This is a genomic window from Microvirga sp. ACRRW (assembly GCF_022346925.1).
Taxonomy (GTDB): domain Bacteria; phylum Pseudomonadota; class Alphaproteobacteria; order Rhizobiales; family Beijerinckiaceae; genus Microvirga.
Map to the genome: position 1 here is coordinate 468,926 of NZ_JAKRNJ010000001.1, position 25,780 is coordinate 494,705.

27 protein-coding genes are annotated in these 25,780 nt (G+C 62.3%); all 27 read right to left on the reverse strand.

Features of this window, described 5'->3' with window-relative positions; all coding sequences use genetic code 11:
- Positions 1 to 15: 15 nt before the first annotated feature.
- A complete protein-coding gene (locus MHY87_RS02255; protein ID WP_239348956.1) occupies positions 16 to 1,899 on the reverse strand; it encodes an ABC transporter ATP-binding protein in 1,884 nt (627 codons plus the stop codon).
- Positions 1,900 to 2,062: 163 nt separating this feature from the next.
- Positions 2,063 to 3,328: an aminopeptidase gene (locus tag MHY87_RS02260; RefSeq protein ID WP_239348958.1), complete on the reverse strand. Its 1,266-nt coding sequence runs from the start codon at positions 3,326 to 3,328 to the stop codon at positions 2,063 to 2,065.
- Positions 3,329 to 3,406: 78 nt separating this feature from the next.
- Positions 3,407 to 4,513, reverse strand: a complete 1,107-nt coding sequence (gene modC / locus MHY87_RS02265; RefSeq protein ID WP_239349735.1) for a molybdenum ABC transporter ATP-binding protein — start codon at positions 4,511 to 4,513, stop codon at positions 3,407 to 3,409.
- Entirely contained in the window at positions 4,513 to 5,208 is a 696-nt protein-coding gene (gene modB / locus MHY87_RS02270; RefSeq protein WP_239348960.1) for a molybdate ABC transporter permease subunit, read from the reverse strand. Before modB ends, modC begins: the two co-directional genes overlap by 1 nt.
- Positions 5,205 to 6,005 (reverse strand): molybdate ABC transporter substrate-binding protein, encoded by an 801-nt coding sequence (modA, locus tag MHY87_RS02275; protein ID WP_239348962.1) that lies wholly within the window; start codon positions 6,003 to 6,005, stop codon positions 5,205 to 5,207. The genes modB and modA overlap by 4 nt, the downstream gene beginning before the upstream one ends.
- 54 nt (positions 6,006 to 6,059) lie before the next feature.
- A complete protein-coding gene (msrQ, locus tag MHY87_RS02280; protein WP_239348964.1) occupies positions 6,060 to 6,704 on the reverse strand; it encodes a protein-methionine-sulfoxide reductase heme-binding subunit MsrQ in 645 nt (214 codons plus the stop codon).
- Entirely contained in the window at positions 6,704 to 7,648 is a 945-nt protein-coding gene (msrP, locus tag MHY87_RS02285) for a protein-methionine-sulfoxide reductase catalytic subunit MsrP (RefSeq protein ID WP_239348966.1), read from the reverse strand. Before msrP ends, msrQ begins: the two co-directional genes overlap by 1 nt.
- Before the next feature lie 77 nt (positions 7,649 to 7,725).
- The gene (locus MHY87_RS02290) at positions 7,726 to 8,796 is read right to left on the reverse strand and encodes an ABC transporter ATP-binding protein (protein WP_239348968.1); all 1,071 of its coding nucleotides are present in this window, start codon (positions 8,794 to 8,796) and stop codon (positions 7,726 to 7,728) included.
- An 11-nt stretch (positions 8,797 to 8,807) separates the two neighbouring features.
- The gene (locus tag MHY87_RS02295; RefSeq protein ID WP_239348970.1) at positions 8,808 to 9,488 is read right to left on the reverse strand and encodes an N-acetylmannosamine-6-phosphate 2-epimerase; all 681 of its coding nucleotides are present in this window, start codon (positions 9,486 to 9,488) and stop codon (positions 8,808 to 8,810) included.
- A 1-nt stretch (position 9,489) separates the two neighbouring features.
- A complete protein-coding gene (locus tag MHY87_RS02300; RefSeq protein ID WP_239348972.1) occupies positions 9,490 to 10,341 on the reverse strand; it encodes a carbohydrate ABC transporter permease in 852 nt (283 codons plus the stop codon).
- On the reverse strand, positions 10,338 to 11,270 hold the full coding sequence (locus MHY87_RS02305; protein ID WP_239348974.1) for a carbohydrate ABC transporter permease: 933 nt from the start codon (positions 11,268 to 11,270) through the stop codon (positions 10,338 to 10,340). The genes MHY87_RS02300 and MHY87_RS02305 overlap by 4 nt, the downstream gene beginning before the upstream one ends.
- Positions 11,271 to 11,331: 61 nt before the next feature.
- Positions 11,332 to 12,582, reverse strand: coding sequence for an extracellular solute-binding protein (locus tag MHY87_RS02310; RefSeq protein ID WP_239348976.1), 1,251 nt, complete (start codon positions 12,580 to 12,582; stop codon positions 11,332 to 11,334).
- Positions 12,583 to 12,657: 75 nt separating this feature from the next.
- A complete protein-coding gene (locus MHY87_RS02315; protein WP_239348978.1) occupies positions 12,658 to 13,533 on the reverse strand; it encodes a hypothetical protein in 876 nt (291 codons plus the stop codon).
- Between the two features lie 159 nt (positions 13,534 to 13,692).
- Positions 13,693 to 14,862, reverse strand: a complete 1,170-nt coding sequence (gene pobA / locus MHY87_RS02320) for a 4-hydroxybenzoate 3-monooxygenase (protein ID WP_239348980.1) — start codon at positions 14,860 to 14,862, stop codon at positions 13,693 to 13,695.
- 31 nt (positions 14,863 to 14,893) lie between these two features.
- The gene (locus tag MHY87_RS02325; RefSeq protein WP_239348982.1) at positions 14,894 to 15,958 is read right to left on the reverse strand and encodes a 3-carboxy-cis,cis-muconate cycloisomerase; all 1,065 of its coding nucleotides are present in this window, start codon (positions 15,956 to 15,958) and stop codon (positions 14,894 to 14,896) included.
- Between the two features lie 18 nt (positions 15,959 to 15,976).
- On the reverse strand, positions 15,977 to 17,182 hold the full coding sequence (gene pcaF, locus MHY87_RS02330; RefSeq protein WP_239348984.1) for a 3-oxoadipyl-CoA thiolase: 1,206 nt from the start codon (positions 17,180 to 17,182) through the stop codon (positions 15,977 to 15,979).
- Between the two features lies 1 nt (position 17,183).
- Positions 17,184 to 17,855, reverse strand: a complete 672-nt coding sequence (locus tag MHY87_RS02335; protein WP_239348986.1) for a 3-oxoacid CoA-transferase subunit B — start codon at positions 17,853 to 17,855, stop codon at positions 17,184 to 17,186.
- Entirely contained in the window at positions 17,852 to 18,574 is a 723-nt protein-coding gene (locus MHY87_RS02340; protein ID WP_239348988.1) for a 3-oxoacid CoA-transferase subunit A, read from the reverse strand. Before MHY87_RS02340 ends, MHY87_RS02335 begins: the two co-directional genes overlap by 4 nt.
- 63 nt (positions 18,575 to 18,637) lie before the next feature.
- On the reverse strand, positions 18,638 to 19,264 hold the full coding sequence (pcaG, locus tag MHY87_RS02345) for a protocatechuate 3,4-dioxygenase subunit alpha (RefSeq protein WP_239348990.1): 627 nt from the start codon (positions 19,262 to 19,264) through the stop codon (positions 18,638 to 18,640).
- Positions 19,264 to 19,989 (reverse strand): protocatechuate 3,4-dioxygenase subunit beta, encoded by a 726-nt coding sequence (pcaH, locus tag MHY87_RS02350; protein ID WP_239348992.1) that lies wholly within the window; start codon positions 19,987 to 19,989, stop codon positions 19,264 to 19,266. Before pcaH ends, pcaG begins: the two co-directional genes overlap by 1 nt.
- Positions 19,990 to 20,017: 28 nt before the next feature.
- A complete protein-coding gene (pcaC, locus tag MHY87_RS02355; protein ID WP_239349736.1) occupies positions 20,018 to 20,368 on the reverse strand; it encodes a 4-carboxymuconolactone decarboxylase in 351 nt (116 codons plus the stop codon).
- Between the two features lie 31 nt (positions 20,369 to 20,399).
- Positions 20,400 to 21,194, reverse strand: a complete 795-nt coding sequence (gene pcaD / locus MHY87_RS02360) for a 3-oxoadipate enol-lactonase (RefSeq protein ID WP_239348994.1) — start codon at positions 21,192 to 21,194, stop codon at positions 20,400 to 20,402.
- Between the two features lie 8 nt (positions 21,195 to 21,202).
- Positions 21,203 to 21,919 carry an ABC transporter ATP-binding protein gene (locus MHY87_RS02365; protein WP_239348996.1) on the reverse strand — a complete coding sequence of 239 codons (717 nt, stop codon included), beginning with the start codon at positions 21,917 to 21,919 and terminating at the stop codon, positions 21,203 to 21,205.
- Positions 21,900 to 22,664, reverse strand: a complete 765-nt coding sequence (locus MHY87_RS02370) for an ABC transporter ATP-binding protein (RefSeq protein WP_239348998.1) — start codon at positions 22,662 to 22,664, stop codon at positions 21,900 to 21,902. The genes MHY87_RS02365 and MHY87_RS02370 overlap by 20 nt, the downstream gene beginning before the upstream one ends.
- Positions 22,661 to 23,653: a branched-chain amino acid ABC transporter permease gene (locus MHY87_RS02375; protein ID WP_239348999.1), complete on the reverse strand. Its 993-nt coding sequence runs from the start codon at positions 23,651 to 23,653 to the stop codon at positions 22,661 to 22,663. The genes MHY87_RS02370 and MHY87_RS02375 overlap by 4 nt, the downstream gene beginning before the upstream one ends.
- 1 nt (position 23,654) lies before the next feature.
- Positions 23,655 to 24,518 carry a branched-chain amino acid ABC transporter permease gene (locus MHY87_RS02380; RefSeq protein ID WP_239349000.1) on the reverse strand — a complete coding sequence of 288 codons (864 nt, stop codon included), beginning with the start codon at positions 24,516 to 24,518 and terminating at the stop codon, positions 23,655 to 23,657.
- 80 nt (positions 24,519 to 24,598) lie between these two features.
- Positions 24,599 to 25,780 carry an ABC transporter substrate-binding protein gene (locus MHY87_RS02385; protein WP_239349001.1) on the reverse strand — a complete coding sequence of 394 codons (1,182 nt, stop codon included), beginning with the start codon at positions 25,778 to 25,780 and terminating at the stop codon, positions 24,599 to 24,601.

Sequence of the window (25,780 nt, forward strand, 5' to 3'; positions counted from 1 at the left end):
CTCTTTCTTGAAGTTTCATGCCACACCGCGAAGAGGATCGGCCTCAACGGCAACCCAATGCCCCGGCTCCACTTCGCGCATGCGGTGAATGGCGGGCTCCTGCCCAACTGAACGGACGGGACTCGGGATTTCTCCCTCGATCCTCGTCTTCGCGCGCTCCCGCTGCGGGTCCGCAATCGGTACGGCGGACAAGAGCTTGCGCGTATAGGAATGCTGCGGATTCTCGAAGATCGCCTGACGCGACCCGATCTCCACGATCTGGCCGAGATACATCACGGCCACGCGGTGACTGATCTTCTCCACTACCGCCATGTCATGGGTGATGAAGAGATAGGACAGCCCCCTCTTCTCCTGCAATTCCATGAGCAGATTGACGATCTGCGCCTGGATCGACACGTCGAGCGCGGAGACGGATTCATCGGCAATCACGAGCTTTGGGTCGCTGGCGAGTGCACGCGCGATGCAGACGCGCTGACGCTGTCCGCCGGAGAACTCGTGCGGATAGCGCTTGGCATGCTGCGGCAGCAACCCCACCTGCTCCAGCAATTCATGCACACGCTTCTCGATGGCCTTGCGGTCTTTCAGCAGCCCGTGAACGATGATCGGCTCGGCGATGCTGTAGCCCACCGTGTGACGCGGATCGAGAGACGCGAAGGGATCCTGGAAGATATACTGGATTTCCTGCCGCAGGCGGCGGCGTTCGCCCTGGCTCATGCCCGCCATGTCGCGCCCATTGAAGCGCACCGTGCCGCCTGTCGGCTCCACGAGCTGCTGCAACGTGCGGCCGATGGTGGACTTTCCGCTGCCGGATTCACCCACCAGCGCCAACGTCTCGCCGGGATAGAGATCGAAGCTCACTTCCTCGACCGCATGAACGCGATGCGTAACGCGGCCGAAGAAGGTCTTGCCCACATCGAAGCGCGTGGTCAGTTTCTCCACCTGGAGAACGGGCTTCGCATAATCGGCGGTGTTCTGCACATGCGTGTCGCCGACAAGCTTCGGCGCGCCGCCGTCCATGACCATGACCGGCGTGCGTTTCGGCAACGGCTCGCCCTTGAGGCTTCCCAAACGCGGCACGGCGGAAAGCAGCGCTCGCGTATAGGGATGCTGCGGCGCCGTGAAGATGTCGCGCACGGGCGCCTGTTCCACCTTCTCGCCTTTCCACATCACCACCACGTCGTCCGCCATTTCGGCAACGACGCCCATGTCGTGCGTGATGAAGATGACGGCGGTGCCCATCTCCTGCTGAAGATCGCGGATGATGTTGAGGATCTGCGCCTGGATCGTCACGTCGAGAGCGGTCGTCGGCTCGTCGGCGATGAGAAGCTTGGGATTGCAGGCGAGCGCCATGGCGATCATCACGCGCTGGCGCATGCCGCCGGAAAGCTGGTGCGGATAACGGTCGAGAAGCCTGTCCGCATCCGGCAGGCGCACTTTCTGCAACAGTTCCTTCGCGCGGAGCTGCGCGTCACGCGCGTTCAGGTTTTCATGCAGGATCAACGTTTCGGCAATCTGATTGCCGATGGTGAAGACCGGGTTGAGCGATGTCATCGGCTCCTGGAAGATCATCGCGATGTCTTTGCCACGTATCTCCCGCAGCTTGTCGTCGGACGCCTTGGTCAGGTCGATCGGCTCACCATGGGAGGGACGGAACAGAACCTCGCCGCCGACGATCCGGCCGCCCGTGTAATCGGTAAGGCGCATGATCGCCAGGGAGGTGACGGATTTGCCCGATCCGGATTCGCCCACCACGGCCAGGGTCTTTCCCGGGCTCACATCGAAACTGACGTCCTTGACGGCTCTGAAAGGGCCACGTTCGGTTCCGAACTCGACTGATAGAGAGCGCACCGAAAGAAGAGATCCGCCCTGCGGCTTGGAATTGGCTGTTATATCAGACATCCATCCATACTCGTGGTAGGTGCCGGCCTCATCAAGGTCAGCACCTCATCAATACTTGCCTTCCCAGTCACAGCCGCATCTCCCTAGGTCAAGCCCTAATCGCGAGAGAACAGGCATGTGAGAGGATCATAAGCCCCATATGATGCATGGGGCCAGAGTTTTGTTACGGGGTTACCCACTCGCCGCCGCGCATCAGGGGCTCGGACGTGCCGTCCTGATGGATGCCGTCCACGTCCACCTTGTCGGAACCGATCATCCAGTCGATGTGAATGAGGCTCTTGTTGGCGCCGCGCGAAGCCAGTTCCTCCTCGCTCATGCCGCCGCCGTCGCGGATGCATTTGCTGTAGGCTTGGCCGAGCGCGATATGGCTCGAGGCATTCTCGTCGAACAGCGTGTTGAGGAACAATAGGCCGCTCTGCGAGATGGGCGAAGAGAACGGCACGAGCGCAACCTCGCCGAGACGGCGCGCGCCCTCATCCGTATCGAGTACCTTGTTGAGCACCGCCTCGCCCGTGCGCGCCTTGGCCTCCACGATGCGCCCACTCTCGAACTTGACCTGAATGTCCTGGATCAGCGTGCCGTTGTAGGACAGCGGCTTGGTGCTGGTGACGTGACCGTCCACGCGGTCCTTGTGAGGCGTGGTGAAGACTTCCTCGGTGGGGATATTCGCGTTGCAGACGATGCCGGTCTTGGTCTTGCCGGAACCGCCCGCCCATTTATGCCCTTCTGCCAGCCCCACACGCAGATCGGTGCCGGGGCCTTTGAAATGCAGCGCGGCATAGTTCTTCTCATTCAGCATGTCCCTGCGCGCGTGAAGGGTCTTATTATGCTGTTCCCACACAGCAATCGGATCGGGCGTATCGGCGCGCGACGCGGCGAAGATCGCCTTCCAGAGCTTGGCGACAGCCACATCCTCGGGATCGTTTGGAAAGACTGCTTTGGCCCAGGCGGGCGTTGCAGCGGCAACGAGCGTCCAGTTGGTTGCGGAATCCGCAATCAGGCTGAGCGCGGGCATATAGGCCTTGGAACGCGCGCGGTTGGCGCGAGAAACCTTTTCCGGATCTTCCTTGGCGAGCAGCGACGGATCGTCACCGACAATGGCCAAGCGCGCTGCGCCATTCTTGTAGGCTGCGGCCATGCCGTCATAGAGCCAGGAAGCAGCCGTATCGAAGCCTTCGTCGCGTCCGAGACGGTAACGCATGAGCGTCGCCTGATCGTCGGAGAAGAACGTGGTCACAAGCGAAGCGCCCGCCTTGTAGGCATGCTCCGTGATGCGGCGTGCCAGGGGCACCGCATCGAGCGGAGCGGTGACGACAAGCTCCTGGCCCGGCTGCAGCCCCAGGCCCACCCGAATGGCCACCTCGGCCAGACGATCGAGAAGCTGGTCGCGGGATACGGCATCGGAGGGCTGACGGAATTGTTCGTTCATGATGGCATCTCTCGAAGGATCAAGGTGAGCGGCAGGCTACACGCCTAACCGGCAGGTGCAAGTTTCAGGATTTCAATCTCACATATTTCCCGCCTGCCCTGAGCCAAGGGCCTGCCGGTCTAATGCGATGCTTTTGATGATGGCCTGAACGGACAAGCCAGGCTTCAAGCCAAGCCGTTCAACGGATTTGCGCGTCAGGCTGGCGACAATGCTGTCGCCGCCGCAATCGAGCGTCACGTCGATGCTGGCTCCTTCGCCTTCTTCAATCGCCGTGACATAGCCTGGAAGCACATTGAGAGCGCTGAGCCCTTCAGGCGCGCCGAGGGACAGGATGATGTCGCGAGCGCGAAGGCGAACCTTTACCGGAGCGCCGACCGGAAGATCGAGGCGTGCGACGGTGAGCGTGCCGGAGGCCGCTTGCAGAATTGTCAGGCCGTATTCCTCCTCGTGCCGCAGAACGCGCGTCTCCACCAGCGCACCGGCCTCGATGGGGCCAGCTTGAGGAAAAAATTTCGTGTGCCGTAGAATCTCGGAGGCAGGGTTGGAAGCGGTCACTTGCCCTTCATTCAAAACCACGATGGATGTCGCAAGCCGCGCGATCTCCGGCACGGAATGGCTGACCAGAACCATGGGCACATTGCCCCCGTCTCGCAGGCGCTCGATGTAGGGATAGATCTCGGCCTTCCTCTCCTCGTCGAGAGAGGCGAGCGGCTCGTCCATGAGGAGAAGCTGCGGATCGGCAAGAAGAGCGCGGCCGATGGCGACGCGCTGTTTCTCCCCGCCCGACAGGCTCGAAGGCCAGCGGCCGAGCAGATGCCCGATCCCAAGCAGATCGACAATCGCGTCGAAATCCGCAACGCGCTCGCGCCGTGGCGAGAACCAGCGCCCGAAGAGAAGGTTCTGCCGCACGTTCAGATGCGGGAAGAGTCGCGCCTCCTGAAAGACGTAACCGATCCTGCGCCTGTGCTTCGGCACGAAGAGGCCTTGCTGCGTATCGACAAGCACGCGCTCTCGCACACGCACGCGGCCCTTATCCGGGCGGATGAGGCCACCGATGATGTTGACGAGAGTCGTCTTGCCGGAGCCGGAAGGACCGAACAAAGCCGTCAGCCGTCCGTCCGACTGGAAGCGCGTTTGAAGCGTGAAATCGCCTTGCTGGTGATGGAGATCGACGTCGAGGATCATCAGGCGAGGAACCTCCGCCTGACGCGACGCGCCATCCATTCGGAAATCCAGAGCGCTGCGATGGAGATTAGGACGGAGACAAGTGTGAGGCGCAACGCGCCGCCCTCTCCGCCGGGCACCTGCGTGTAGGTGTAAATCGCGGTCGGAACGGTCTGCGTCTCGCCGGGAATGTTGGAGACGAAGGTGATGGTGGCGCCGAACTCCCCCATCGCCTTCGCGAAGGACAACACCATGCCTGCGATGATGCCGGGCAGGATGAGCGGCAGCGTCACGCCAAGGAAAACCCAGATCGGATGCGCACCTAATGTGCCCGCTGCATCTTCGAGCTTGCGGTCCACCATTTCAAGCGACAGGCGGATGGCGCGCACGAGCAAGGGAAAGCCCATGATGGCGCAGGCCAGTGCCGCGCCTGTCCAGCGGAAGGAGAACACGATGCCGAAATGCTCATCGAGAAAAGAGCCGATGGGACCGCGCCGTCCGAAGCCCAGAAGAAGCGCGTAGCCCACGACGACAGGCGGCAGCACCAGCGGCAGATGCACCAGAACGTCAAGCGCCTGCCGTCCCCAGAAGCGCCCACGCTCCAGCGCGTAGGCGATGGCGATGCCTGGGATCAGGCTTGCCGCCATCGCAACCGCCGCAACCTTGAGACTGAGGCGGATGGCGGTCCATTCCTCGGGAGAAAGCCAATCCGTCACGAGCTGGAGCCGGGTTTGTTCACAAACGTGAAGCCCTGTTTCTCGAAGAAAGGCTTCGCCCGATCGGAGCGCAGGAAGTTCAGCAAGGATGACGCATCGGGATTGGCGGATTCTTTGGTAAGCGCGACGGGATAGACGATGGGTGGGTGCGTGCCTTCCGGAAAAGCCGCAACGATCTTCACGTTCGGATCGGACACGGCATCCGTCTTGTAGACGATGCCGAGAGGCGCTTCGCCGCGCGACACGAGAAGAAGCGCCGCACGCACGTTATCGGCCTGCGCGACTTTATCCTTCACGCCATCCCAGGCACCGAGCCTTTCAAGGGCGGCCTTGCCGTATTTTCCTGCAGGCACCGCCTCCACCTGTCCTATGGCGAGACGGCCATTACCAAGCGCGGATGCAAGATCGAGACCGGGCTGGAGAGAAACCTGCACGCTTGAGTCTTTCGGCGCGATGAGGACGATGCTGTTGCCGAGAAGGTTGGTTCGCGTCTCCGGTTTGATCAGGCTCTTGGAGGCGGCGTAATCCATCCAATCGAGATCGGCGGAGAAAAAGATGTCCGCAGGAGCCCCTGCCTCGATCTGCTTGGCCAGTGCATTGCTGGCGGCATAGGAAATCACGGCATTCTTGCCGGTCTCCTGCTTCCAGGCGGCAGCCACATCCTCGAGGGCGTTCTTGAGGCTCGCTGCGGCAAAGACCACGACGTCCTTGGCCTGCGCGGGCAAGGTGATCAGAGAAAGCGCCAGCCCGAAAGCCAGCGCCCGGAATGCGCCGTGCCTGAATCGTATAGGTCGCATAGCCTGTTCCTCTCGCACGCCTCGTGGAGCATCCTATCGCAGACGGTTCCGGGTTCAAGCAGGGCGACGGCGAGGTTCGGCTTTTCTTCCCAAGCGGCGAACGAGGCGATAACCAAGGAGAACGGCCACGATAGCGGCGTAAATCAAGGGTTCCAGGGGCCAGGACTTGACCACGAGGATGAAGTGCAACGCCGCGCCGATGGCAGCCAGATAAACGAACTTGTGCAGCTTTGCCCAAGCCTGCCCGCCCATGCGCCGGATGGCGGCGTTGTTGGAGGTGATGGCGAGTGGCAGAAGAATGAGGAAGGTCGCCATGCCGATGGTGATGTAGGGCCGCTTCACGATATCGGCACCAATCGCCGCGAAATCGAGCCCCTGGTCGAGCACCAGATAGGTCGTGAGATGCAGGAGCGCGTAATAGAACGCGAGCAATCCGATGGCGCGGCGATAGCGCAGGAGGTTGATGGAAAAGAGCTGGCGCAGGGGCGTGATGGTGAGCGTCGCGATGAGGAAGCGGAACGCCCATTCACCGAGTTCCTGCTCCAGCGTGCGCATGGGATCTGCGCCGAGCTGATCGGTGATGCCCGCATAGAACAGCCACACGGCAGGAATGAAGCCGACGATGTAGACGAGGATCTTCGGCACCTGCGGCAGCGCAAAGCCCTTCTTGGCGGCCTGAACGGAAGCGCGGTCCTGCATCAATAATATTTCCGCAGATCCATGCCGTTATAGAGGCTCGCCACCTGCTCCGCATAACCGTTGAACATGAGCGTCTGGCGCCGCTTCGCGAACAGGCCGCCCTCCCCGATCCGCCGCTCGGTGGCCTGACTCCAGCGCGGATGGTCCACGTTCGGATTCACGTTGGCGTAGAAGCCATATTCGCTCGGAGCCTGCTTGTTCCAGGCCGTCTGCGGCTGCTTCTCCACGAAGCTGATGCGCGTGATCGACTTGATGCCCTTGAAGCCGTATTTCCATGGCACCACGAGACGGATCGGCGCGCCGTTCTGGTTCGGCAGCGTCTCGCCGTAGAGGCCGACCGCGAGGATCGCGAGCGGGTGCATGGCTTCATCAAGCCGCAGGCCTTCCGTGTAAGGCCAGTCGAGCACGGGCAAGACCGAGCGCAGGCCCGACATCTCATTCGGCCGGTTGACGGTTTCAAACGCCACGTATTTGGCGCTGCCCAGCGGTTCCGCGCGCTTGATGAGATCCGCCAGCGGGAAGCCCACCCACGGGATCACCATGGACCAGCCTTCGACGCAACGCATGCGGTAGATGCGTTCTTCGAGAGTGGACGACTTGATGAGGTCCTCGATGCCGATCTCCTGCGGCTTCGACACCAGTCCGTCGATCTTCACTCTCCACGGCGACGTCTTGAGCGTTCCCGCGTTCTTTGCCGGATCGTCCTTGTCGACGCCGAACTCGTAATAATTGTTGTAGCTCGTCACATCCTCGCGGCTCGTGAGCTTCTCGTCCGTGGAGAAGGCGCTCTTGGCCGCCGACAACGGCGCCGCTTCCGTCCATCCCGGAAAGGCGGCTGCGAGGCCGAGCCCGGCGGCCCCGGCCATCCATTGTCTTCGGTTGAGATAGACCTCTCGAGGGGTGATCTCGGAAGGAAGGATGTCGGACGGGCGGCGGATCAACACGGCGAAACCTCGTTTCAAACCCCTGATAGAGGTACACCCGGGAACGCCGATGGTGCCTTCACGTTTCCGTGTGTCCTTCAGGCTGCGGCAATGCGCTTTCCTTGCCCGTCGAAAAGATGAGCCTGATGTGCGACCGGCTTCAGAGCCACCGCCTCGCCGGGCTTCAGGGCGCAGCGTTCCCGCAGCACGACAGTCAGATTGCCGCCTTCCGCCTTCACGATCAAGGTGGTGTCCGAACCCGTCGGCTCGATGACCGAGACGATCGCCGGGATGGAGCCGGGCGTTCCGGCAGGCGCGATCTGAAGATGCTCGGGGCGGATGCCATAGGTGATGTCCGCGCCGTTGCTCACCTGCGGTTTCACGTCCAGCGGCAGCACAGCGCCGCTCGGAAGCACGATCCCCTCAGGTACGAGGCGGCCCTCGATGAAGTTCATGGCGGGCGAGCCGATGAAGCCCGCGACGAAGCGGTTCGCCGGGCGGTCATAGAGCTCGAGCGGCGCGCCGACCTGCTCCACGATGCCGTCATGCATCACCACGATCTTGTCGGCCATGGTCATGGCCTCGATCTGGTCGTGCGTCACGTAGATCGTCGTGGTCTTGAGGCGCTGGTGCAGTTCCTTGATCTCGGCGCGCATCTGCACGCGCAGCTTGGCATCGAGGTTGGAGAGCGGCTCGTCGAACAGGAACACCTGCGGATCGCGCACGATGGCGCGGCCCATGGCGACGCGCTGACGCTGGCCGCCGGAGAGCTGGCGCGGATAGCGGTCGAGCAGCGGCGTGAGGCCGAGCGAGCTTGCGGCTTCCGCCACGCGCTTCTTCTGCTCAGCCGCAGGCACGCCTTTCAGCTTGAGCGAGAAAGCCATGTTCTCCGCCACCGTCATATGCGGATAAAGCGCATAGGACTGGAACACCATGGCGATGTCGCGGTCCTTCGGCGGCACGTCGTTGACCACGCGCGAACCGATACTGATGTCGCCGCCTGTGATGTCCTCAAGCCCCGCGATCATGCGCAGCAACGTCGATTTTCCGCAGCCCGAGGGGCCGACGAGAATGACGAATTCGCCATCCTGAATGTCGACATCGACACCCTTGATGATCGAGACGGTGCCGAAGGCCTTTCGGACATCGCGGATCGATACATTGGCCATTCTAGTCTCCCTTAAGGGTTCCGTGCTTCTGCGGCACGGACGAATTTCTTGGTGATTTCGCGTGGATTGGTGATGGCGGTTCCCACCACCACCGCATGGGCGCCGCGCTTGAGGGCTTCCGCCACGAGATCGGGCGTATCGAAACGGCCTTCGGCGACGACAGGAACCTGGAGCGCGGCGACAAGCGCCTCCAGCAATTCCAAGTCCGGCCCCTCGCCTTTGCGGGAAGCCGTCTCGTCCGTATAGCCGGAGAGCGTCGTCGCCACATAGGTTGCGCCGTAGGCGTGCGCCGCCTTGCCTTCTTCGAGCGTGGAAATATCGGCAAATACCTCTTTGCCGAGTTCGCTGCGAATGCGCGCGATCAGGCGCTCCACCGGCTCGCCGTTTCGCGGGCGTGCGGTCGCATCGATACCGACAATGTCGGCACCGGCCTTCGCAATGCGCGCCGCATCCTCGAAACCGGGCGTGATGTAGACCGCGAAGCGATCATCAAACACTTTCGAAATGCCGATGATGGGCAGCGCCGTCACCGCGCGGATCGCCGCAATGTCCTCAGCCCCGTTGGCACGAATGCCCTTCGCGCCGCCCGCCTCGGCGGCGAGCGCCATGGCGGACATGTAGACGGGGCCGTGCAGCGGATTGTCCGCACGGGCCTGACAGGACACGACGAGAGCGCCTTTCGGGATCGGCATCTTACTTCACCGCTCCCGCCGTCATGCCTTGAATAAACTGGCGCGACAGGGCGATGTAGAGAAGCGTGATCGGTGCTGCAGCAATCGTGAGGCCCGCGAACAGCATGCCCCAATCGGTGGTGTACTCACCCATGAAGGTGGTGAGGCCCTGCGGCAGCGTCTTGTAGGCATCGGTCTGGATGAACACGAGCGGGAAGAAGAAGTCGTTCCAGATCGGCACCGCATTCTGGATCGCGGCAATCGCCATGGGCGGACGCGCGAGCGGCAGCATGACGGACCACATGATGCGCGGCTCCGATGCGCCGTCGATGCGTGCGGCATCCTCCAGCTCGGAGGGCAGCGAGCGCAGGAAGCCCGCCATGATGAACACGGCCGACGGCAAGCCGATGGCCGTATAGGTGACGATCAAGCTCCACCGGCTATCAAGCAATCCCAAGTCGCGCAGCAGGATGAAGAGCGGAATGACCGCGAGCTTCAACGGCAGCATTAGGCCCGCGAGGAAGAACAGCAGGATGAAGGTGTTGGTGCGCGATTCATAACGCGCCACCGCATAGCCCGCCATGGTGCCGAGAATGAGGATCAGGATGATCGATGCGCCCGTCACGAAGATCGAGTTCAGGAAGTAGGTCGGCATCGAGGTTTCGCCGAGCACCTTGGCGAAGTTCCCCACTTGCGTGAAATCAGGCAGCGCGAAGGGATGCTCGAAGATCTCGCCCGTGGACTTGAAGGCGGAGAGCACCATCACCACGACCGGGTAGAGCATGATGAAGGAATTCGCGATCAGGATCACCTGCGCGAGAAACGCGAAGGAAATGGGATTGCGCGATGCGGAGGACTTGGCCAGGGCGGTCAAAACTGAATCTCCCGACGGCGCAGCCACAGAGTCAGCGTGGACGCGAAGACGACGATGAAGAGGAAGATGAGAGTGGCGAGCGCGGAGCCCAGCCCGAAATTCTGGATGCTGGCGCTCTGGTTGCCGAAGGCCGTGCGATAGAACACGAGACCGAGCACGTCGGTGGTGCCGAAGGGCGACCCGTCGAGGCCGACCATCACATACGGAATTTCGAACCAGTTGAATGCGCCGATGAAGAGCAGCGTGAACAGAATGGTGGTGCTGGGCGCCACCAGGGGCCACACGATGTTCTTGAGGAGCTGCCACTCGGATGTGCCGTCAAGGCGCGCCGCCTCGATGATCTCGGACGGAATGCGCTGCATGCCCGCGAGATAGACAAGAGTCGGAAAGCCGACGAAGTGCCAGGCATTGGCGAGAATGAGCGCGCCGAGCGCGGTGGATGAATCGCCGAGCCAGGGCTTGGCCCATGAATCGAGGCCGACCGTATAGAGCGCCTGATTGATGATGCCGAAATTCGGATTGAGGAAGAGCTTCCAGAGAAAGCCCACGATGATCGTCGACAGAACCACCGGCACGAACACAGCCACGCGATGGAAGCGGAAGCCGAAGGGCTCCTTGTAGAGCAGCCACGCGAGCAGGAACCCGCCGCCGTTCTGGATGATCATGAGCGCAATGAGCGCATAGACGTTGTGCAGGAAGGCGTTCCACACGGTAGGCGCCATGGTGGCGCCGAACAGCACTTCCTTAAAATTCGCCAACCCCACGAACTCGCCGCGCGCGAGCCCGCGCCATTCATAGAAGGCGTAAGCGAAGGCGGACAGGATCGGATAGACCACGAACAGCGACATGAAGACGATGGGCGGGACGACGAGAAACGCCACCCAGCTGCGATGCTTCAGCGTGCGGGCCTGTTTGGGCGAGACGGGCATGGGACGAGCTTTCAGAAAAAGGCGGCGGATGACACATCCGCCGCCCTCGTTTCAGAGATGCTTACTTCTGGAACGGCTTGTAGTAGGTCGCGATGCCCTTGTTGATTTCGGCAGCGGCCTGCTCAGGCGTCTGCTGACCGGCGAGCATCTTCTGCACGTTCGACTGCAGCAGCACCGAGCCGCTCGGCTCGTTGTAGCGGAAGCGAACGAGCATCAGGTAGGACATGGCGTTCTCGGTGAGCTTCGCCACATCCTGCGTGATCGCGTCTTCGATCTTGATGCCCTTGATCGGCGACAGGTTCTTCAGGGTGTTGGTGAAGGCCGTGCCGTACTCAGGGGTCGCGAGGAAGCGCACGAACTTCAGGGCGGCGTCCTTCTTCTCCGACTTCGCGTTCACCGCATAGCCACCGTCATAATAGGTAGCCACGAGCGCCTTATCGCCAGCCTTGAGGACAGGCGCAGGGAACACGCCGAGGTCGAGCGTGGGGTTCTGGTTCTTGAAGTTCGCGACCTCATAGGAGCCGCCAGCGAACATGGCCGCGCGGCCTGCCACGAAGAGCTGCTGCGAGGACGGATAATCGACGCCGGTGAAGTTCGGCGAGAAGTACTGGCTCACGTCCTTCAGCTTGGTGAGGGCGTTCACGAAACGCGCATCGGTGAAGTTCGCCTTGCCGGACACGATGTCGGCCTCGAACTGCTGGCCGAGCATGGACGACAGCAGGCCGCCGACGATGGTCTCGTTCTGCCAGGCGGTCGCGGTGCCGTTGCCGAACGGCGTGATGTTCTTGGCCTTCAGGGCCTGTGCGAGCGTCATCAGCTCGTCCCAGGTCTTCGGCGGGTTCAGGCCGTTATCCTTGAAGATCTTCTTGTTGTAGACCACGAGCTGGGTCTGCATGGCGAACGGCACGGCATAGACCTTGCCGTCGGAGCGCAGCGTCTCGGCGGCGAGAGCAGCCTCGGGGAAGTTCGCCAGCTCCGGCACGTTGGTCTTGTCGAGCGCGAGCAGATAGCCCGGGGTCGCGATGGTCTCGAGGTTGCCGTAGGCGCGAACCTGGATCACGTCCGGGCCGCGGCCTGCTGCGAGCGCGGTCGAGAGAATGGTCTGGTAGTTCTCAGGGGCGTAGGTCTCGAACTTGATCGAGATGTTCGGCTCCTTGGCCTGGAACTTCTTGATCGCGTCCTGGTAGAACGCCTTGTCTTCCTGGCGCCAGCTCCAGAAAGTCAGCTCGGTCTGCTGCGCCATGGCGGCGCCGCTCGATAGGATGAAGCTGCCGGCGGCAGCGCCCATCAGAATGCGTCGGGTGAGTTTCATGTTGAGTTCCCTCATTGTTAAGTCCTTAGTCCTCCCACCGATCGGCAGCTCGTAGGCTGCCTTTCGGAATTCCTGTCAGCCGCTTGTTTCGGCTGCGATCACGAGCACCGTCGCATCATCGTGCATTTTGACACGCGGGTAAGCTCCCGACAGGGAGTCGCCACGCTCGAGCGCCCGTAATTCCTCGATCAGATCGTCTCCCCTGCCCTCAGTCAGCGCGGCATGAAGAGAGTGATCCGTATAAGCTCCAAAAACATCCACTAGCCGCATGAAGCCGTCGGTGGCGAGCGCGATCACGCTGCCTGCCGCAACCTGCGCCTCGAAGCGCAACTCACGCCCGGCGAAGGGCTGGCTGGGGCTTACGACCCAATAGCCGTCCGGCTGGTTGAGGCTGGCGCGGTTCTCCAGGATTTGGCGTCTCACCGCCTCGGGCATCCGTCCCGGCTCGTGCCCTCCGGCCTCGAGCGCGGCGAGCGTCTTCCTCTCGAAGGGCTTCGACCGCTCATCGGTCCAGCGCACGATGCCCTGCCCGGTCGGCACCAGAGCCACGACATCTCCGAGGAAGAAACCCTGGAGCCGGATCGCCCCGCCGCTTGCCCGCGCCTCGACGAGCCCGAGACATGCCGATGGGGCATGGTGGATGTGGCGGCCGGGCAGATGAGCGGTTGCGGCCTCGAAAACCCGATGGACCTCGCCTTCCAAGGCCGGCAGGAGGTCAGCCCCTTGGCGCCCTCCATCCACCAGCTTTTCCAAGGTCTTATCGATGGCCTCAGTGAGCCAGGCGGCATCGCTGCCGCCCTTCGTCAACTGCTCGGTCGAGAGCCCGGTGGCTCCATCGACGATCCATGCGCAATGGCCAAGCAGCCCCAGCCCGTCCTCATTGATGCGGGAGCCGGGTATGGATTGCCGGTACAAAGACCGGAAGTGGGGTGCAGGGCCAGTCAGGGTCACCCCTAACTGGTCTCATATTGGTCGCCTTCTGTCCATACTGGTCTTAAGCGCTGTTCACACCCTGTAAGCCTAGAGCCGCTTCCACTTTCCTGGAAACGCCTCTCTTTTTGGTTTGGCGCATTTTTGACGGCGAACCGGGACCACTTCGCTGAAAATGCTCTATATCGGCAGCCCCGTATAGTTCTCGGCCAGGGACTTTGAAGCCGCCTCGGAACTGACCAGATAGTCGAACTCCGTCCGCTGCATCCGGCGCCCGAAAGCGTCCGTTTCCGGGAAGGTGTGGAGAATCGAGGTCATCCACCAGGAGAACCGCTCCGCCTTCCAGACCCGGGCGAGCACCCGGGCCGAATAGCCGTCGATCCCTGCCGGAGAACGCTCTTGGTAATATTCGGTCAGGGCTTCCGCCAAGACACCCACATCGCTGGCGGCCAGATTGAGCCCCTTAGCACCCGTGGGCGGCACGATGTGGGCGGCGTCGCCCGCCAGGAACAGGCGTCCGAAGCGGAGAGGCTCGGCCACGAAGCTGCGCAGCGGCGCGATGGATTTCTCGATGGACGGACCGGTGAGCAGCTTCTCCGCCGTCTCCTCGTCCACGCGGCGGCGCAGCTCGTCCCAGAACCTGTCATCGGACCAATCCTCGGCTTTCTCGCCGGATGGCACCTGCACGTAATAGCGGCTGCGGGTCGGCGAGCGCATGGAGCACAAAGCAAAGCCCCGCGCGTGATGCGCATAGATCAGCTCATCCGCGACAGGCGGACGATCCACCAGCACGCCAAGCCACCCGAAGGGATAGACCCGCTCGAAGGTCGTGAGCGCGCCCGCCGGTACGCTCGCGCGGCAGACACCGTGGTATCCATCGCATCCGGCGATGAAATCGCAGGCGATCTCCTGCGAGACGCCATCCTTCACGAAGCGCACCTTCGGCTTGTCGCCGTCGAAATCATGGATCGTGACATCGTCCGCCTCGTAGATCGACATCGCGCCGGAAGCATCGCGCGCCTCCATCAAGTCGCGCGTCACCTCCGTCTGTCCATAGACGGTGACCGTGCGCCCGATCAGCTCACGGAAATTGAAGCGATGCTTGTCGCCGTCGAAGCAGAACTCAACACCGTCATGCACCAATCCCTTTGCATGCACATGCTCGCCGACGCCTGCTTTCTCCAGAAGCTCGACGCTTCCCTGCTCCAGCACGCCGGCGCGGATGCGGCCGAGCACGTATTCGCGGCTGCGCCGCTCGACGATGATCGTCTCAACGCCCGCCTTGTGCAGAAGCTGCCCGAGCAGGAGTCCCGCAGGGCCCGAGCCGATGATCGCAACCTTGGTGCGCATTGTTTCGTCTCCTGCCTGATATCGCGGGCGTCTAATGATTGAGTTTGGGCGACGGTGAAAAGCTCATACCTGTGATGAGCGCCTGCGCCTTGCTTAATCCCGCCGCCGTCGCCACTACCATCTGAGGCAGCACCATCCATTCCAGGGTCCATGCGGCACCGGAGCGCTCGTTCTCATGCACAAGCGCCTGATGGAGCGTGCCGAGTAGGCCGGCATTGAGGCGAGCAAGCGCGACGAGCACCTCGGCCTGAACCGGATTCGACTTGTGCGGCATGGCGGATGACCCGCCGCCGGAGGCAAGCCGCACTTCGCTCACCTCGTTCTGCGCCATCAGCGCCACATCCTGTCCGATCTTGCCGAGCGTGCCTGACAGAAGCGAAAGAAACGATGCGAACTCGCCGATGCGGTCGCGCTGCGAATGCCAGGATGGCCCATAGCCGAGCCCCAGAATATCAGCCATGGCGTCGGCGACCGCATCGCCGTGATCCTTCATCTCGCCCCGGGTGCCGATGGGGCCGCCCAATTGCACCATCAGCAGACGCGGCGCGAGATTCGCAAGGTTCTCGGCATGACGCTCCAGCGGCTGCAACCACGTGTCGATCTTGTCGGCTGCCGTAAATGGCAGCGCCTGCTGCATGCGGGTATGTGCCATCAGTTTCGTCGCGCCATCCCGCTTGCGCAGATCGCGCAAATTAGAGATTACGTCAGCCAAGCGGCTTTCGAAAATGGCGACGATGCTCTTCAGGCGAAGTACGAGGGCCGTGTCGATGATGTCTTGGCTCGTTGCACCGAAATGGACGGCTTTATTGTGCGGCTCGCCGATTGCTGAGCGAAGCTGCTTCACGAGTTCGGGAATGATGACGCCGTCCTGCATGAGGCCTTGCGCCAGCTTTTGCCAATCCGGGCGGAACGATCCGCAGGCTTGCGAGATTTTCTCTGCCGCTTCCCTGTCGATCAATCCGGCCTGGGATTGCGCTCGGGCCAATGCCGCTTCGACCTGCAACAGGGCCAAGAGTTCGGCGTCATGAGAGAAGAAAGCCTCTACAGCCTCGTCACCGACGAGAGCCTGGAGCAAGGGGTGGGACAGCGCCTGCATGAAAATGCTCCCGGACGATCAGACGGCTTCGAGGGCAACGGCGATGCCTTGACCGACACCGACGCACATGGTGGCCAGCGCCCGCTTCTTGCCCGTGAGCTTCAGCTCCAAAGCCGCTGTGCCCGCAATCCGCGCCCCCGACATGCCGAGCGGATGGCCGAGCGCAATCGCCCCGCCATTCGGGTTCACATGCGCCGCGTCCTCCGCGATGCCCAGCCCCCGCAGCACCGCGATGCCCTGGCTGGCAAACGCCTCGTTCAGCTCCACCACATCGAAAGCGCTCGGCGTCAGCCCAAGACGCGCGCACAGCTTCTGTGTGGCCGGTACCGGCCCGATCCCCATGATACGCGGCGGCACGCCTGCGGCGGCTCCGCCGACGATGCGTGCAATGGGTTCGAGCCCGTATTTCCGCACCGCGTCCTCGGAGGCGATGATGAGCGCCGCCGCGCCATCGTTCACGCCCGACGCATTGCCCGCCGTCACCGTGCCGTCCTTGCGGAAAGGCGTCGACAGCTTGGCCAGCTGCTCCAGCGTGGTGTCGCCGCGCGGATGCTCGTCCTTGTCCACGATCACCGGATCGCCCTTGCGGCGCGGGATCGTCACCGGGACGATCTCCCGTGCCAAGCGCCCGTTCTCCTGCGCCGCAGCAGCCTTCTGTTGCGAGCGCATGGCAAAGGCATCCTGGTCCTGGCGCGAGACACGATAGTCCTCGGCCACGTTCTCGCCGGTCTCCGGCATGGAATCGACGCCGTATTGTTGCTTCATCAGCGGGTTGATGAAGCGCCAGCCGATGGTGGTGTCGTGAATCTCGGCCGCACGTGAGAAAGCGGCTTCCGCTTTCGGCATGACGAAGGGCGCGCGTGACATGGACTCGACACCGCCTGCGATCATCAGCTCGGCCTCGCCTGCCTTGATGGCGCGAGCGGCCGTGATCACCGCATCCATGCCGGAGCCGCAGAGACGATTGATGGTGGTGCCAGGCACGGAGCCCGGCAGGCCCGCGAGCAGCGTTGCCATGCGGGCGACATTGCGGTTGTCCTCTCCCGCCTGGTTGGCGCAGCCGAAGATCACGTCATCGACGGCCTCGAAGTCGATTGTCCCGTGGCGCTCCATGAGAGCCTTGAGCGGAACGGCGGCGAGATCGTCCGCGCGCACGCTCGACAAAGCTCCGCCATAGCGGCCGATGGGCGTGCGCACATAGGCGCAGATATAAGCCTCACGCATATCACAACTCCGGAACGTTCAGGTCGGTCACTGGACCCTTGGTAAACAACTCGGCGCCGGTCTGAGCTTGCAGCGCCTCAAACGACAACGCGGGCAGCTTCTCGCGCAAGACAAATTGGCCGTCCTCGATGTCAATCACCGCGAGGCTTGTATAGATACGCGTCACGCAGCCAACACCGGTCAATGGGAGCGTGCAGCGCGTCACCAGCTTGGGTTTGCCGTCCTTCGTGACGTGATCGGTGATCACCGCCACTCGCTTGGCGCCGTGGACGAGGTCCATCGCCCCACCGACGGCCGGAACCCCTTTAGGTCCGGTGCTCCAGTTCGCCAGATCGCCGTTCTCGGCCACCTGATAGGCACCTAGGATCGCAACATCCAAATGCCCGCCCCGCACCATGGCGAAGCTGTCGGCATGATGGAAGAAGGCGGCGCCCGGATTGAGCGTAACGGCCTTTTTTCCGGCGTTGATCAGATCCCAATCCTCGCTCCCATCCGCGGGAGCTTCGCCGAAATTCAAAATGCCGTTCTCGGTATGGAAGATCGCCTGTCGTCCGGGAGGTTGATACTGGGCCACCATTTCCGGAAAACCGATGCCAAGGTTGACGTAGGCGCCATCCTGAATGTCCTGCGCGGCACGCCAGGCGATCTGTGCGTTGGAAAGCTTGAGAGTCATGGATGATGCGCTCCAGCGCGGTTCAGAACTTCTTCCTGTTGAGGATCGGACACCTCGACGAGGCTCTGCACGAAGATTCCGGGTGTCACCACATGCTCGGGGTCGATACTGCCCGGCTCCACGATTCGAGCAACCTGCACAATCGTGGTCGTAGCCGCCATGCACATCAGCGGATTGAAATTCCGTGCGGCCTTGTTGTAGGTCAGGTTACCCTGCCGATCCCCCAGATGCGCCTTCACCAGTGCAAAATCAGCCTTGAGCCAGCGCTCCTGCACGTAGGGCCGTCCCTCGAATTCTGCGATCACCTTACCCTCAGCGAGATCGGTGCCATAAGCCGTAGGCGTGTAGAAGGCGGGAATGCCCGCCCCGCCCGCGCGGATGCGTTCGGCTAAGGTGCCTTGCGGGACCAACTCCAGCTCGATCTCTCTGGCCAGATATTTCTCGGTGAAGACACGGGGATCGGCCGAGCGCGGAAAAGAGCAGATCAGTTTCCGCACCATTCCGTGTTCGATCAATGCGGCAAGCCCGACATGACCGTTACCTGCGTTGTTGTTCACCACAGTCAGGTTTTTTGGGCTGCCGGTCTCGCAGAACCGGTCGATCAGCGCATGGATCAGCTCGATTGGGGAGCCCGAACCACCGAAGCCGCCGATCATCACCGTTGCGCCATCACTGATTTCCGCAACGGCCTCGGCCAGAGAGCTGATTGTCTTATCCATTCGAAGGCTCCTCCCGCTTCTGGAGACGACTCTTCCTCTCGAAAGCTCGTCCGCCTGCGGGGTTCAAATATCGAAAAAAACGGTTTCCTTCTCACCCTGCAAATGGATGTCGAAGGTATAGGTGGGCATGCCATTCTCCTCGCTGCGCGCGGCAATGAGGGTCGGCACCCTCACCTTGTGTTCGATGCGCGCGAGCACGGGACATTCCGCATTGGCGGCCTCTTCGTCGCCGAAATACATGCGAGTATGAAGACCGATATTGATGCCCCGCGCCACGATCCAGAATGTGATGTGCGGCGCCATGAGGCGGCCATCCTTGAAAGGAACGCCGCCCGGCTTGATGGTCTCGAACTTGAACTCGCCCGTCATGCCGTCCGTCGGCTGACGTCCCCAACCGGTAAAATGCGGATCGGCCTTGCCGCGCTTCTCCTGCGGGCTGTTGTAGAGACCTTGCCCATCCGCCTGCCAGATCTCGACAAGCGCATCCTTCACCGGCGTTCCGCTGCCGTCGAAGATGCGACCTTTGACGATAATGCGCTCGCCCTTGGTCTCGGGGCTAACGAGAACGAGGCCGAGATCCTCGTTCCAGACACCTGTGATCTCGACCCAGTTCGGCGTCGCGCCGATATGGACGTAAGGGCCCGCCGTCTGGGAGGGCGATTCTTTCAACCTGTCGAGTTTCTGAACCATCAGTTCCCCTCCATGCGGTTCTCGAACATGGTCGAGCGACGGCCGCGCAGAACAATGTCGAACTTGTAGGCGAGCGCATCCATGGGCAGCGTGTTCTCGCGGTCGAGCGCCGCGATCAGTTGCTCCACGGCTCGCCTATCGGGGATCGTCGAGACGATGGGGCATTGCCAGATCATCGGATCGCCTTCGAAATACATCTGCGTGATCAGGCGTTGCGCGAAGGCGTGTCCGAAGACAGAGAAATGGATATGCGCGGGCCGCCAATCGTTGACGCCGTTCGGCCAAGGATAAGCGCCCGGCTTGATGGTGCGGAACCAGTAACGCCCCTCTTCGTCCGTGATCGCGCGTCCGCAGCCGCCGAAATTGGGGTCGATGGCGGCAAGATAGGTTTCCTTCTTGTGCCGGTAGCGACCGCCCGCATTGGCCTGCCAGAACTCCACGAGAACGCCGGGAACCGGTCGCGCGTTCTCATCCAGCACGCGGCCATAGACGACGATGCGCTGGCCGATGGGATCACCGGTCTTGGCGAAGTTTCGGATGAGGTCGTTGTCGAGCGGGCCGAGCTTGTTGTGCCCGAAGGTCGGCCCCGTCAGCTCGGAAATCGTGTTGTCGAGGGAAAGGAGCGGGTACTGCGGAGAGCGCAGGATGGACGTCTTGTAGGTAGGCGTGAAAGCAGGCGGATGCCAGTTCCTGTCCCGTTGGTAGAATGATCCCTGATCCGACATGGCTGCCCTCCCTGCAGAGCCGCTGTTTTTACTTTTCCATTTCCTCAAAGGCTCTCTTCACGATCTTGAAGGCATGGTTGGCGGCGGGCACGCCCGCATAGACCGCCACATGCATAAGAGCCTCGCGAATATCGTCCTTGGTCGCGCCGGTATTGCGCGTGGCGCGCACATGCATGGCGACTTCCTCGTCGTGACCCAGCGCAGCGAGAAGCGCGATGGTCACGATGGAGCGCTCGCGCTTGGTGAAGTGCGGGCGCGCCCACACCGAACCCCAGGCACCTTCGGTAATGAAGGTCTGGAAATCCGCATCGAACTCGGTCATCTGCGCGCTGGCGCGATCCACATGCGCATCGCCGAGAACTTGGCGGCGCACCTTCATGCCGGCTTTGTAGCGTTCGCTGCCCTGATCGTCAGACAAGACCGGCCTCCTGAAGATGGTTTTGGATGAGCTGCGTGAGCACCTTCGACTTCTCGACGCAGGGGATGTGCCCGCATCCTTCGATCAACGCGAAGCGTGCCTTGGGAATGAGGTTTGCGGTGCCCTGCACCACATCGGCAGGCGTGGAACCGTCCTGATCGCCTGCGACGCAAAGTGTCGGCACCGCGATCTTTCCCGCATCCGCCGTGAGATCCGCGTCGCGAATGGCGGCGCAAGTTCCGGCATAGCCGTGAGCAGGCATGCGCACCAGCATGTTGCGCCATCCGGCCAGCTCATCCTTGCGCGTTTCGTGGAAATCGGGCGTGAACCAGCGTTGCAGAACGCTCTCCACGATGGGCTCGATACCGCCCTGCTCCACGGCAGCGATCCGCTGAGCCCAGAGCTCCGGCGCGCCGATCTTCGCCGCCGTGCAGCACAACACCACAGCTTTCACGCGCTGAGGCGCCCGCACGGCAGCGCGCTGCGCGATCATGCCGCCGACGGAGAGGCCGACGAGGGAAGCGCTTTCGACCTTCAGGTGATCGAGAAGCGCCAGGAGATCGTCCGTGTGATCGTCAATCGTGTAGGGCGCAGGCGGCGCATCGGAAAGGCCGTGTCCGCGCTTGTCGTAGAGCACCACGCGGAAACGATCCGTGAAGGCAGGCGCGATCTCCTGCCAGATGCGGAAGTCGCTGCCGAGGGAGTTGTTGAACACGAGCGCAGGCCCATCAGGCCGCCCGACGACCTGATGGTGAAGAACGATGCCGTTTGAGCGAATGAATGCCATGTTCTCCCTCAATGCAGCGAGCCGACGCCGATATAATGCTCGACAAGGCCGTGATCGGCCCTGAGAGCCTCGCTCGTTCCCTGCCAGACGATGCGCCCGCGTTCGAGGATCAGCACGGACTCGGCGAAATCGAGGGCGCTTTCTAGTCGCTGCTCCACGAGCAGGATCGTCATCTCGCCGCTTGACGCTAAGCGCGTGAGAGCGGCCATCAGCTCCTCGCAGATCACGGGCGCCAGGCCTTCGAGCGGCTCGTCGAGGAGAAGCACGGAAGGCTTGCCCAGGATGGTGCGGGCAGTGGAGAGCATCTGCTGCTCGCCCCCGGACAATTGCCAGCCGAGATTGCTGCGGCGCTCGAAGAGACGCGGGAACATATCGTAGGCTTCCTGAATGACGCCGCGCGGGCGATCCTTGATGCCGACGATCAGGTTTTCTTCCACCGTGAGCGAGCGGAAAATGTCGCGCGTCTGCGGCACGAGGCCGATGCCCTGGCGCGCACGCTCGGAACTTCTCAAGGATGCGAGGTCGTTTCCACCGACCATGATCTCGCCGCCATAGCGCCGGTTCATGCCCATGAGGGTCGAGAGCAGCGTGGTCTTGCCCATGCCGTTGCGTCCGAGGATGGACAGGCGCGCGCCGGCGGGCACCGAGAAGGATACATCCTCCAGCACCATTGTCGGGCCATAACCCGCACTCAAGTGTTTGACCTCAAGCGACGCTGCGGGCATTGGCATAATTCCCCAGATAGGCTTCACGAACCTTCGGATCGGCAGCGACTTCCGACGGCAATCCCTCGAAGATGATCCCGCCCGCCGCCAGCACCACCACGCGCTTGGCGAAGCGGAACACGAGGTCCATGTCATGCTCGATCATGAGCACCGCGAGGCTCGGCGGAAGACGCTCCAGCGCCTGCTCGATGCGCGGCGTATCGGCGGAAGGCACGCCCGCCGCAGGCTCGTCGAGCAGCAGCACCTTCGGCTTGAGGGCAAGCGCGATGGCGATTTCCAGCAAGCGCTGCTGGCCATAGGCGATCTGCCCGACCTTGCGGCGAGCGACCTCCAAAAGACCAAGCGTGGCGAGAATATCGTGCACCTCGTCCGCGACAGCGGAATTACCACGGAAACGGCTGAGAATCCGCGACGCCTTTCCTTCCCGCTGCAGAACGGTGAGGGTGACGTGCTCCTCGGGCGTCAGCTCCGAGAAGAGCCGCGTGACCTGGAAGGTGCGCACCAATCCTTTGCGCACGCGACGCACGGCGCCGAGCTGCGTGACATCCTCGCCGTTGAGAACGACACGTCCGGCGCTGGGCTTGATCTGGCCCGTGACCAGATTGACGAAGGTGGTCTTGCCAGCACCGTTCGGGCCGATCAGCGCGAGGCGCTCACCCTCCGCCATCGACAGGGAGATGTTGCGGCTCACCGCCAGACCGCCGAAGGATTTGGACAGGTTCTCGACGCGGAAGAGATCGCTCATGCCTTCCCTCCCCTCAGCTTCTCAGCCAGACTCGTCAAGCCGCCGGGCGCCGCCAAGACGACGGCGATCAGCAGCGCGCCGACCATCGTCATCCAGTGGAATGGGTTGATGGCGGAGACCATGTGCTCGAAACCCATGAAGATGATGGTTCCGATCAGTGCGCCATAAAGTGTTCCCAATCCGCCGAGCACGAGCATGACGAGCGCATTGGCAGACAACTCGAAGCTCACGCTGTCGAGGCCGACCACCTGCGTGGAGATGGCAGCGAGCGCGCCGCCCATGCCAGCCACCGCGCCTGAGATGACGAACATCTTTAGGAGAACGGGAAACACGAAGGCTCCCATGGCTCGGATGCGCACCGGATCCTGCTTGATGCCCCGGCACAACATGCCGAAGGGCGAAGCCACGATAAATTTCAGCAGGATGAAGACAAGGAGCAGAAGCGCAAAGCCCATGAGGTAGGCGGTCTTGCCCCAGAGATCGAACTCGAAGATCCCGAAAAGCGGGCTCACCATCAAGCCCGCCAAACCATCGCTGCCGCCGGTATAGGCGGAGGCCTTGTTGGCGGCTTCATGGAAGAGCTGCACGATGGCGATGGAGAGGACGAGCTGCGCCAGCCCATGCGCGCGCAACATGATCGCGCCCATGACAAGGCCCGCGGTTGCACCGGCGAGAGCGCCGATGGCGATCAGCGTCATCGGCTCCGTCACGCCGTTCACGCAGGCGATGCCCGCCGCATAGGCGCCCGCGCCGAACAAGGCCGCCTGGCCTAAAGTGGCCACGCCGCAATAGCCGACGATGAGATCGATAGACAGGACCAGAAGAGCGACCGCAACAATGCGCGTGAGCAACGCGAGGTTGTCGGGGAACAGCCAGTAACCGGCCGCTCCGCAAATGACGATCAACATGATGCCGATCACATCGCGCCACCAGAGACCTTTCGCCCTGGGCGCTGCCGATACTGTTTGTGCCTGAGCCATCACCTGCATGTTACTGCGCCCTTCCCAGGAAGCCGCGCGGGAACAGGCAAACGATCAGGATCACCGCAGCATAGAAGAAGAAGTTGCCGAACTCAGGCATGAGATAACGCCCGGTCGTATCGATGAAGCCCAGCAGAAGGCACGCGATGACGGCGCCTGGAATGGAACCCGCGCCGCCGACCGACACGACGACGAGGAAAGTCACCATGTAGCGCAGGGCGTAATAGGGCTCGATGGGTAAAAACTCGGCGCCGACCACGCCGCCCAGTGCCGCGAGTCCGATGGCGATGGCAAAGCTGATGGCATAGACGACCTGCGTGCGCACGCCGAGCGCATCGCTCATGGCTGCATTATCAACGGTCGCGCGCAGCTTGATGCCGAAGCTCGTGCGCTCGATGAGATACCACAAGCCGCCGGCCACGACCGCGCCGCAGGCGATCACGAAAAGCCGGTGCGCCGCAATGGTGCGAAAGCCCACATCGATCGGCTGGCTGAGGGCCTGCGGCAGCGGAATGGTCTTGAGCGTTGGGCCGAAGAAATAGTTCGTGATGCCGATGACGCAGAAAGTGATGCCGATGGTCATCAAGACCTGGGTCAGTTCAGGACTGCCGTAGATCCGGCGATAGAGAAAGCGTTCGAGAGGAATCGAGATGATGATCGTGCCGATGATGGCGAGGAAGATCGCGACTGCATAGCCCAAGCCCAGATCGCGCGCGGCATAGGATGCGATGTAGCCCGCGATCATCGCGAAAGCGCCATGGGCCAGATTCACGACGCGCATCAAGCCCATCGTGAGCGACAGGCCGATGCAGATGATGAACAGCACCATGCCGAACGCCAGGGCGTCGATGGCTATGCTGAGAATGGTCTGCATGAGATCTTCCGCTCGTTCTCGAATGAAGAAAGCGGGCGGACGCAACCGCTTCAGGATCGCGCCCGCCCTAAAGGCACACCTTATTGGGTGGGCATGCCGGGATCCTTCTGGTTTGCGAAGGTCTGGACTTCCTTGTTGATGTACTTGCCGTCGGCACCCTTCGCGACTTCGCGCAGATAGATGTTCTGCGTGATGTGGCGATTGTCCGATTCGATGCGCACCGGGCCGCGCGGGCTCGTCCAGGACAGGCCCTTCACCGCATCGACCGCCTTTTGCGCATCCTGCTTGCCGTCGGTGGCCTCGATCATCTTGTAGATGACATGCATGCCGTCATAGGCGCCGACCGACGGGAAGGAGAGCTGGTCCGCTCCGCCGATGGCCTTGGTGGCTGCTTCCACGAACTTCTTGTTCTCCGGGCTGTCATGCGACACGGCGTAATGGAAGCTGGTCTTCAGGCCCTCTGCTGCCGCGCCAAGCGCAGGCAGGTCGGATTCCTGCGTCAGATCGCCCGGTGCGTAGAACTTGATGCCAGCTTGCTTCAAGCCTGTCTCGTTGAACGCCTTCACGAAGCCCAAGGTCGGCGGGCCGGAAGGCAGAAAGGTGAAGAGGCCAGCAGCGCCGGAATCGCGCACGCGCTGCATGATCGGGCTGAAATCGGTGGTGTTCATCGGCATGCGGATGGATTCGACCACCTGGCCGCCCGCTGCCTCGAAGGCTTTCTTGAAAGCATTCTCCGCATCGACGCCCGGACCGTAATCGCTGACCACGGTGATGGCTTTCTTCACGCCCTCGTCGAAGGCGATCTTGCCGAGCGGGCTTGTCGTCTGCGCGGTCGTGAACGACGTACGCACCACGAGCGGCGACGTGTTCATGATCGCGGAGGTTGCCGCGTTGAAGATGACGAGCGGCGTGTTGGCCTGCGCGAGCAGCGGCGTGATCGCCATGGCGTCCGGCGTGAAATAGACGCCGCCGAGATACTGCACCTTGTCCTTCACAACCAGTTCCTGCGCGAGCGCGCGGGACTGAGCGGGATTGGCGGCGGGAAGATCGCGGTAGATGACTTCGATGGTGTGGCCCTTCACGGTCTTGCCGTTCAGCGCCATGTAGGCTTCCACACCGGCCTGGAAGTTCTTGCCCTGCAGGGCGAACGGTCCCGAGAACGGGCCAATGATGCCAACCTTGATGGTGTCGGCGTATGCGGAGACGGAGCCCATCAGCAACGCGCCGACGGCCGCACCCAGAATTCTCTTGCCTGCTGTCAT